Source organism: Actinomyces succiniciruminis (assembly GCF_900002405.1).
GTDB lineage: Bacteria > Actinomycetota > Actinomycetes > Actinomycetales > Actinomycetaceae > Actinomyces > Actinomyces succiniciruminis.
On the sequence record NZ_LK995485.1, the window covers coordinates 83676 to 91443 of the forward strand.

Here is a 7768-nt window from a genome sequence, read left to right on the forward strand (position 1 = left end):
CGCATCGACCGACGCGGACGGGAAACTGCGTCGGCCGCCGCCAAGGCGGTAGCGTCGGGGCGTGACCACTACGACCACGCTCAGCGTCGACTGCGGCGGCGGCGGCATCAAGGCCTCCGTGCTCGACGCCGACGGCGCCATCATCTCCCGCGCCCTGCGCACTCCCACCCCCTACCCGCTGCCGCCGGAACTGCTGGTGGACACCATCAAGGACCTGGCCGACCAGCTGCCGCCCGCCGACCGGGTGACCGTCGGCATGCCCGGCATGATCCGCCACGGGGTCGTCATCGCCACCCCCCACTACATCACCAAGGACGGCCCCCGCTCCCGCGTCCTGCCGGAGCTGGTGGAGGCCTGGGCGCGCTTCGACATGGGCGGGCGACTACAGGAGACCCTCGGCCGCCCGGTGCTGGTGCTCAACGACGCCGAGGTGGCCGGCGCCGGCGTCGTCACCGGCCACGGCCTGGAGATGATCGTGACCCTGGGGACGGGTCTGGGCAACGCCGTCTTCGACAACGGCGTGCTCGCCCCGCACGTAGAGGTCTCTCAGGGGCCGGTCCGCTGGGGTCTTAGCTATGACGACTACATCGGCGAGCACGAGCGCCTGCGCCTGGGGGACGCCCACTGGTCGCGGCGGGTGCGGCGCGTGGTCGAGGCACTGCGCCCCATGTACATGTGGGACCGGCTCTACCTGGGCGGCGGCAACTCCCGCCGCATCACCGCCTTCCAGCTCGACAAGATCGGCGACGACGTCGTCGTCGTGCCCAACGAGGCCGGCATGACCGGCGGAGCCCGCTGCTGGGAGATGGCCCGGCCCTGACGGCCCCATCCCGCCTGACGGCCCCGCCCCGCTACCGCCTCCGGCTCCGCAAGCCCGACGCTGAGACGCAGGGAGGGCCGGTCACCTCGCGGCGACCGGCCCTCCCTTGTTTGTGTGAGCCTTGCGGCCCACCAGCGCTCAGACCCTACCGGGACCGGCTCACTTCTTGACCTTCTGCGCGGCGGCACCGCCGGCGGGGGCGAAGCCCGCGGCCTCGGCGTCCTCGGCGGAGGCGAACCAGACCTCGGCCACCGTGTTGTCGTACCAGCGGGAGCCGGGCACGTGGTACTTCATGGAGTCCTCGTTGCCCTTGACCTCGTGGTCGGCGTCGGGTGCCTCGGTGGAGCCCTTCTCCAGGCGCACCGAGCCGGCGTAGACGGGCTTGCCGGAAGTCTCGTCGACAGCGGCCTCGTCAGCGGCCTCGGTCTCCTCCACGGCAACCTCGGCGACGTCGTCGGCCGGAGTCTCCTCGGCCTCGACCTCGGCGGCGGCCTCCTCAACCTCGGCCACGGCCTGCTCGGCCGCACGCTTGGCGGTGCGGACGGCGTCGTCGACGACGGCCTTCTTGGCGACCGGCTCCAGCACCAGCGAGATCTGCGCCATGGGGGCGTTGTCGCCCCGGCGCGGCGCGGTCTTGATGATGCGGGTGTAGCCGCCGTCGCGCTCGGCCATCTGCGGGGCGATCTCGTCGAAGAGGCGGTAGACGGCGTACTTGTCCGTCACCTTCTTCATCACGGTGCGGCGGGCGTGAAGGTCGCCGCGCTTGCCCTTGGTGATGAGCTTCTCGACGTAGGGCCGCAGGCGCCGGGCGCGTGCCTCCGTGGTCGTGATCGACTCGTGGATGATGAGCTGCGTGGCCAGGTTGGCCAGCATGTGACGCTCGTGCTGGGGGGATCCGCCCAGCCGGGGACCCTTGGTGGGGCGAGGCATGTTGTCTCCTAGTGGAATGGCGAGCCGGCGTCAGGCCTGCTGCTCGTCGCTGAAGGTGGGGTTGGTGTAGTCGCCCTCCGGGGCGTAGTCGACCGGGGACCCCTTGAGGGACAGCCCGAGCTCGGCCAGCTTGTCCTTGATCTCGGAGATCGACTTTGCACCGAAGTTGCGGATGTCGAGGAGGTCAGCCTCGCTGCGCGCGACGAGCTCACCGACGGTGTGGATGCCCTCGCGCTTGAGGGCGTTGGAGGAGCGGGCCTGCAGGTCCAGCTCATCAATCATCATGGCCAGGTCCTGCTGCAGGGCCTGATCCATCGGCGAGGGGCCGACCTCGATGCCCTCGGCCTCGACGTTGAGCTCACGGGCCAGCCCGAACAGCTCAACCAGCGTCTTGCCGGCGGAGGCCAGCGCGTCGCGCGGGGTCATGGAGGCCTTGGTCTCCACGTCCACCACCAGGCGGTCGAAGTCCGTGCGCTGCTCCACACGGGTGGCCTCCACCGCGTAGGAGACCTTCTTGACCGGTGAGTAGATGGAGTCGACCGGAATACGCGAGATCTCGGCGTTCGGGTCCTTGTTCTGGTTGGCGGACACGTAGCCGCGGCCGCGCTCGACCGTCAGCTCGATCTCCAGCTTGCCCTTCTCGTTGAGAGTGGCGATCACCAGCTCGGGGTTGTGGATCTCCACGCCCGCCGGCGGGGTGATGTCGCCGGCGACGACGACGCCCGGTCCGGACTTGCGCAGGTACATGACCACCGGCTCGTCGTTCTCGGACGACAGGACGATCTCCTTGATATTCAGGATGATCTGGGCGACGTCCTCCTTGACCCCGGCAATGGTGCGGAACTCGTGGGGCACGCCCTCAATACGGACGGAGGTCACGGCCGCGCCCGGGATGGAGGACAGCAGCGTGCGACGCAGGGAGTTTCCGAGCGTGTAGCCGAAGCCGGGCTCGAGGGGCTCAAGGATGAACCGCGAGCGGCGGTCCTCCTCAATGACCTCCTCGGAGAGTGTGGGTCGCTGTGCAATGAGCACTAGGGGTTTCCTTTCGTCGCGGCGCCCGCTATATGACGCCGTTCCTCATGGTGTTGGCCGCCGACATGAGTCGGCGGCCGGCCCGTCCTGTCCGGGCGGAGCCAATGGCCTACGTCGTCCCCAGCTTTTGTGGGGAGGCGCCGACCGCAGGGTCGAGCCTCAGACGCGGCGCCGCTTCGGCGGGCGGCAGCCGTTGTGCGCCTGCGGGGTCACGTCGGTGATCGAGCCGACCTCGAGGCCGGCGGCCTGGAGGGAGCGGATCGCGGTCTCGCGGCCGGAGCCGGGGCCCTTGACGAACACGTCGACCTTCTTCATGCCGTGGTCCTGGGCGCGGCGGGCGGCAGCCTCGGCGGCGAGCTGAGCGGCGTACGGCGTCGACTTGCGCGAGCCCTTGAAACCGACCTGGCCGGAGGAGGCCCAGGCGATGACGGCGCCGTTGGGGTCCGTCAGGGACACGATGGTGTTGTTGAAGGTGGACTTGATGTAGGCGTGACCGTGGGTGACGTTCTTACGGTCCTTGCGGCGCGGCTTGCGCGCGGTGGAACGAGTCTTAGGGGGCATGCTTCCTTCTTCGAGTGAGGTCTAGTTCCGGGCCTGCGGCGCCCGGATAACGGCTGGTTACTTGGCCTTCTTCTTACCGGCCACGGTGCGCTTGGGGCCCTTGCGAGTGCGGGCGTTGGTCTTGGTGCGCTGGCCGCGGACCGGCAGGTGCCGGCGGTGGCGCAGGCCCTGGTAGGAGCCGATCTCAATCTTGCGGCGGATGTCCGCCTGGACCTCACGACGCAGGTCGCCCTCGACCTGGTAGCTGGAGTCGATGTGGTTGCGCAGCGCGACCAGCTCGTCCTCCGTCAGGTCCTTGACCCGGGTGTCCGGGTTGACCCCGGTGGCCTCGAGGGTCTTCTGGGCGCGGGTGCGTCCGATCCCGTAGATGTAGGTGAGCGCGACCTCGACTCGCTTCTCGCGAGGCAGGTCGACGCCGGAAATGCGTGCCACTGTGTGGTTCTCCTGTGTGCTCCCGGAGGTCGTCACCCATCCCCTCCACCGCCTTCCGGTGGCCCCGGCCTCCAGGAACCGGGGGTGGTGGCGCGAGGCGCCACTGGGGTGAGTGCTGAGTTGTTTTGCCGCCGACCCCAGGCCGGCGACGCGCGGGTGTCAGCCCTGACGCTGCTTGTGCCGCGGGTTGTCGCAGATGACCATGACCTTGCCGTGGCGACGAATCACCTTGCAGTTGTCACAGATCTTCTTGACGCTCGGCTTGACCTTCATGTTGTTCCTCCGTCCTCCCGGCAAGGAGGACTGTCACTTGTACCGGTAGACGATGCGGCCACGCGACAGGTCGTAGGGGCTGAGCTCAACGACCACGCGGTCCTCCGGCAGGATGCGGATGTAGTGCTGCCGCATCTTGCCCGAGATGTGCGCGAGCACGACGTGCCCGTTGCTCAGCTCGACCCGGAACATCGCGTTCGGAAGGGCCTCGACGACCGATCCCTCGACCTCGATGACGCCGTCCTTCTTAGCCATGTTCCTCCGTCGGTTGCTTTCTCGCTGGATACTCCCTCCGGCGACGACGCCGCCGGCATGGTGCGCTGGACGCGCCACCCCACCTCGCGGGAAGCCGGAGAGCCGGCGGACAAAATGGTATGGCACCGCGTCCTGGACGCGCCGATCGCCAACGATACGGCAAACCCGCCGCGGCTGACCACCGCGGAGGGGCATTATCCGGCGGTGTTTCCCGACACACTGCGCACCTCGACTCCGGCGCGTCGCCAACACCCGCCTCGCTCCCGGCACGACCGACCTCGGCACGTAAGTTCCACCGACCTCGGCACGTAAGTTCCACCGACCTCGGCGATCGCGGGCGCAGGACAGCAGGACAGCAGAGTAGTCAGTCCAGGGGCTTGGGCTCCAGGCCGTAGGGGGCCAGGCCCTCCACTCCCCCATCGGGGGCGGTCAGCACCCACACTCCACCGGGCACGAGCGCGACCGTGTGCTCCCACTGGGCGGCGTGCGAACCGTCCCGCGTGACCACGGTCCAGCCGTCGTCGAGCTCGTCCACCTTCGTGCCACCGGCGGTGAGCATCGGCTCGATGGCGAGTACCATGCCCGCCCGGAGCTTGGGGCCCTTGTGCTTGACGGAATAGTTGAGCACGTCGGGGGCCATGTGCATGGCGGTACCGATGCCGTGGCCCACGTAGTCCTGCAGGATGCCCAGATGCACCCCCTCACGCTCGCTCACCGCAGCAACGGTGGCCTCGACCGTGTCGCCAACCGTGTTCAACCGTGCGGCTCGCCCAGTGACTTCGCCTGCGGCGGCACGGGCGACGGCGGCGATCGCGTCCCACAGGGCCTGCCGGGTGGTGGTGTCCAGCACCCGATCGGACTCGGAGGCATAGCGGCCGCCCACTACGGTGGTGAAGGCGGCGTCGCCGTGCCACTGGGTGCCGGCGTCGTCGAGGATGTAGGCGCCACAGTCGAAGGTGACCAGGTCGCCCGGCTCGAGCACCCGCTCCCCCGGGATCCCATGAACCACCTCGTCGTTGACGGAGATGCAGACGGTGGCCGGGTAGTCGTAGTAACCCAGGAAGTTGGAGCGGGCGCCGCCGCGGGCGATGGCGTCGGCGGAGACGGCGTCAAGCTCTGCGGTGGTGACGCCGGGGCGCACGGCCTCCCGCAGGGCGGCGTGGATATCGGCGACGACGAGCCCGGCCCGGCGCATGTGCCGCAGCTGGTCCGGGGTCTTGAGCTGAATCCGCTCGCGCGTCAGCATGGAGGGTGTCCCCTTCAGGCGGTGACGCCGCGCGTGGCGAGCGCGTTCATGATCCGGTCGGTGACCTCATCCAGCGCGCCGACGCCGTCGGCGCGCACCAGCAGCCCGCGCTGCTCGTACAGGGCGGCCAGCGGCGCGGTCTGCTCCGCGTACACCTCCAGGCGACGACGGATGACCGGTTCGGTGTCGTCGGTGCGGCCCTGCTCGGCGGCGCGCCCCAGCAGCCGCTGGACCACGACCTCGGCGTCCGCGGTGATCTCCAGGACCACGTCCAGGGACAGGTCGGCGGCGGCGAGCATGCTGTCCAGCTCGTGCACCTGCGCCTCAGTGCGGGGGTAACCGTCCAGCAGGAAGCCGTCGGCGGCGTCGTCGGCGGCCAGCCGGTCGGCGACCATGGCGTTGGTGACCGAGTCGGGCACGTACTCGCCGGCGTCCATGTACTGCTTGGCCTGGCGGCCCAACTCGGTGCCGCCGGCGACGTTCGCACGGAAGATGTCGCCGGTGGAGATGGCGGGGATGCCCAGGCGCTCGCAAATGCGGGCTGCCTGGGTGCCCTTGCCGGCTCCGGGGGGACCGAGGATGACCATACGTGCGCTCATGAGAGGAACCCTTCGTAGTGCCGCTGCTGCAGCTGAGAGTTGATTTCCTTAACCGTCTGCAGGCCGACCCCCACCATGATCAGGATGGTCGTGCCGCCGAACGGCAGATTCTGGGACAGGCCCAGCCAGATGACGGCGAGCGTCGGCAGCAGGGCCAGGATCACCAGGTAGACGGAGCCCGCCGCGGTGATCCGGTTGATTACGTAGCTGAGGTAGCGCACCGTCGGCTCACCGGCACGGATGCCGGGGATGAAGCCGCCGTAGCGCTTCATGTTGTCGGCGATCTCCTCGGAGTTGAAGGTGATGGCCGTGTAGAAGAACGTGAAGGCGAAGATCAGCAGGGCGTAGCCCACCAGGTAGACCGTGTCGGTCTGCCGCAGGTTGGTGGCGATCCACTGCACCCAGGAACTGGTGGGCGAGCCGAACTGGGCGATCAGCTGCGGCATGGCCAGCAGGGAGGAGGCGAAGATGACCGGGATGACGCCGGCGGTGTTGATCTTGATGGGGATGTAGGTGGTGGAGCCGCCGTACTGGCGCCGTCCCACCATGCGCTTGGCGTACTGCACCGGGATGCGGCGGGTGGCCTGCTCCACGAAGACCACCGCGAGTGTGGCCACCAGGATGATGGCGACGACGGCCAGGAAGCGGGAGAGGCCGCCGGAGCCGCCCAGGATGGACAGCAGGTTCTGCGGCATGCGCGCCACGATCGAGGTGAAGATCAGCAGGGACATGCCGTTGCCGATGCCGTGCTCGGTGATGAGCTCACCCAGCCACATGATCAGGCCGGTGCCGGCGGTCATGGTGACGATCATCAGCGCCAGGTTCAGGGGGGAGTCGTTCGGGATGACGTCCACCGAGCAGCCGGTGAACAGGTTGCCGTTTGCGGCGGTGGCGACAATTGTGGCCGACTGGAGCACACCCAACCCGATCGTGAGGTAGCGGGTGTACTCGGTCAGCTTGGCGGTGCCCGACTGGCCCTCCTTGTACAGCTCCTCGAAGCGCGGGATCACCACGCGCAGCAGCTGGATGATGATGGAGGCGGTGATGTAGGGCATGATGCCCAGCGCGAATACGCTCAGCTGCAGCAGCGCTCCACCGGAGAAGATGTTGATCAGGCCGAGCAGGCCCGCATCCTCGGCCTCCCCCACGCACACCTGCACGTTGGCCAGGTTCACGCCGGGGGTGGGCAGCACGGAACCGAACCGGAACAGGGCCATGATTCCCAGGGTGAACAGGAGCTTTCTCCTCAGGTCCGGCGTTTTGAACGCCTGGATGAACGCACTGAACACTCGGTCTCCTGTGGGCGGCTGATTGCGGACGTGGGGCAGCGCATCCGTCGACGTGCATGATGCGTAGGCGGATGCCCGGGATGCACCTGGGGATATCCCCAGGGTACAGCCCTGGGCCACCCTACCCCGCCGAGCCGCCGACACCACGCCCGTACCGCACCGTACGACGGGGGTATCGGTCACGCCGCCCCGAACCCGCCGCACCGAGTGCACGTCCGTCGACTGTTCGAACGTGCGAATTCCCGCCTCACGTACGCGTTTTGGAGACATTCGACCACTAGCCGCGATGTGATGTCTCAGGACATCGGTGACAGTTCTGCCTCAGGACATC

General features: G+C 68.4%; 10 protein-coding genes. 1 reads left to right on the top strand and 9 read right to left on the bottom strand.

Going from position 1 to position 7768, the window contains the following annotated elements; genetic code table 11:
• Positions 1 to 61: 61 nt before the first annotated feature.
• The gene (locus tag BN1056_RS05145; protein ID WP_108966228.1) at positions 62 to 820 is read left to right on the top strand and encodes an ROK family protein; all 759 of its coding nucleotides are present in this window, start codon (positions 62 to 64) and stop codon (positions 818 to 820) included.
• Positions 821 to 979: 159 nt separating this feature from the next.
• Here BN1056_RS05145 and rplQ read toward each other — a convergent pair whose 3' ends face one another.
• From rplQ to secY, 9 genes are all read right to left on the bottom strand, one after another.
• Positions 980 to 1750 carry a 50S ribosomal protein L17, sunset domain variant gene (gene rplQ, locus BN1056_RS05150; RefSeq protein WP_210579556.1) on the bottom strand — a complete coding sequence of 257 codons (771 nt, stop codon included), beginning with the start codon at positions 1748 to 1750 and terminating at the stop codon, positions 980 to 982.
• Positions 1751 to 1780: 30 nt separating this feature from the next.
• Entirely contained in the window at positions 1781 to 2782 is a 1002-nt protein-coding gene (locus BN1056_RS05155) for a DNA-directed RNA polymerase subunit alpha (RefSeq protein WP_073327514.1), read from the bottom strand.
• 159 nt (positions 2783 to 2941) lie between these two features.
• On the bottom strand, positions 2942 to 3343 hold the full coding sequence (gene rpsK, locus BN1056_RS05160) for a 30S ribosomal protein S11 (protein WP_073327516.1): 402 nt from the start codon (positions 3341 to 3343) through the stop codon (positions 2942 to 2944).
• A gap of 57 nt (positions 3344 to 3400) precedes the next feature.
• Positions 3401 to 3775, bottom strand: coding sequence for a 30S ribosomal protein S13 (rpsM, locus tag BN1056_RS05165; RefSeq protein WP_073327517.1), 375 nt, complete (start codon positions 3773 to 3775; stop codon positions 3401 to 3403).
• Between the two features lie 159 nt (positions 3776 to 3934).
• The gene (gene rpmJ, locus BN1056_RS05170) at positions 3935 to 4048 is read right to left on the bottom strand and encodes a 50S ribosomal protein L36 (RefSeq protein ID WP_073327519.1); all 114 of its coding nucleotides are present in this window, start codon (positions 4046 to 4048) and stop codon (positions 3935 to 3937) included.
• A gap of 33 nt (positions 4049 to 4081) precedes the next feature.
• Complete coding sequence (gene infA, locus BN1056_RS05175) at positions 4082 to 4303, bottom strand: translation initiation factor IF-1 (protein WP_003781847.1); 222 nt, start codon at positions 4301 to 4303, stop codon at positions 4082 to 4084.
• Positions 4304 to 4667: 364 nt separating this feature from the next.
• The gene (gene map / locus BN1056_RS05180; RefSeq protein ID WP_210579557.1) at positions 4668 to 5549 is read right to left on the bottom strand and encodes a type I methionyl aminopeptidase; all 882 of its coding nucleotides are present in this window, start codon (positions 5547 to 5549) and stop codon (positions 4668 to 4670) included.
• 14 nt (positions 5550 to 5563) lie between these two features.
• Complete coding sequence (locus tag BN1056_RS05185; RefSeq protein WP_244671518.1) at positions 5564 to 6148, bottom strand: adenylate kinase; 585 nt, start codon at positions 6146 to 6148, stop codon at positions 5564 to 5566.
• Positions 6145 to 7437 carry a preprotein translocase subunit SecY gene (secY, locus tag BN1056_RS05190; protein WP_210579558.1) on the bottom strand — a complete coding sequence of 431 codons (1293 nt, stop codon included), beginning with the start codon at positions 7435 to 7437 and terminating at the stop codon, positions 6145 to 6147. Before secY ends, BN1056_RS05185 begins: the two co-directional genes overlap by 4 nt.
• Between the last annotated feature and the right edge of the window lie 331 nt (positions 7438 to 7768).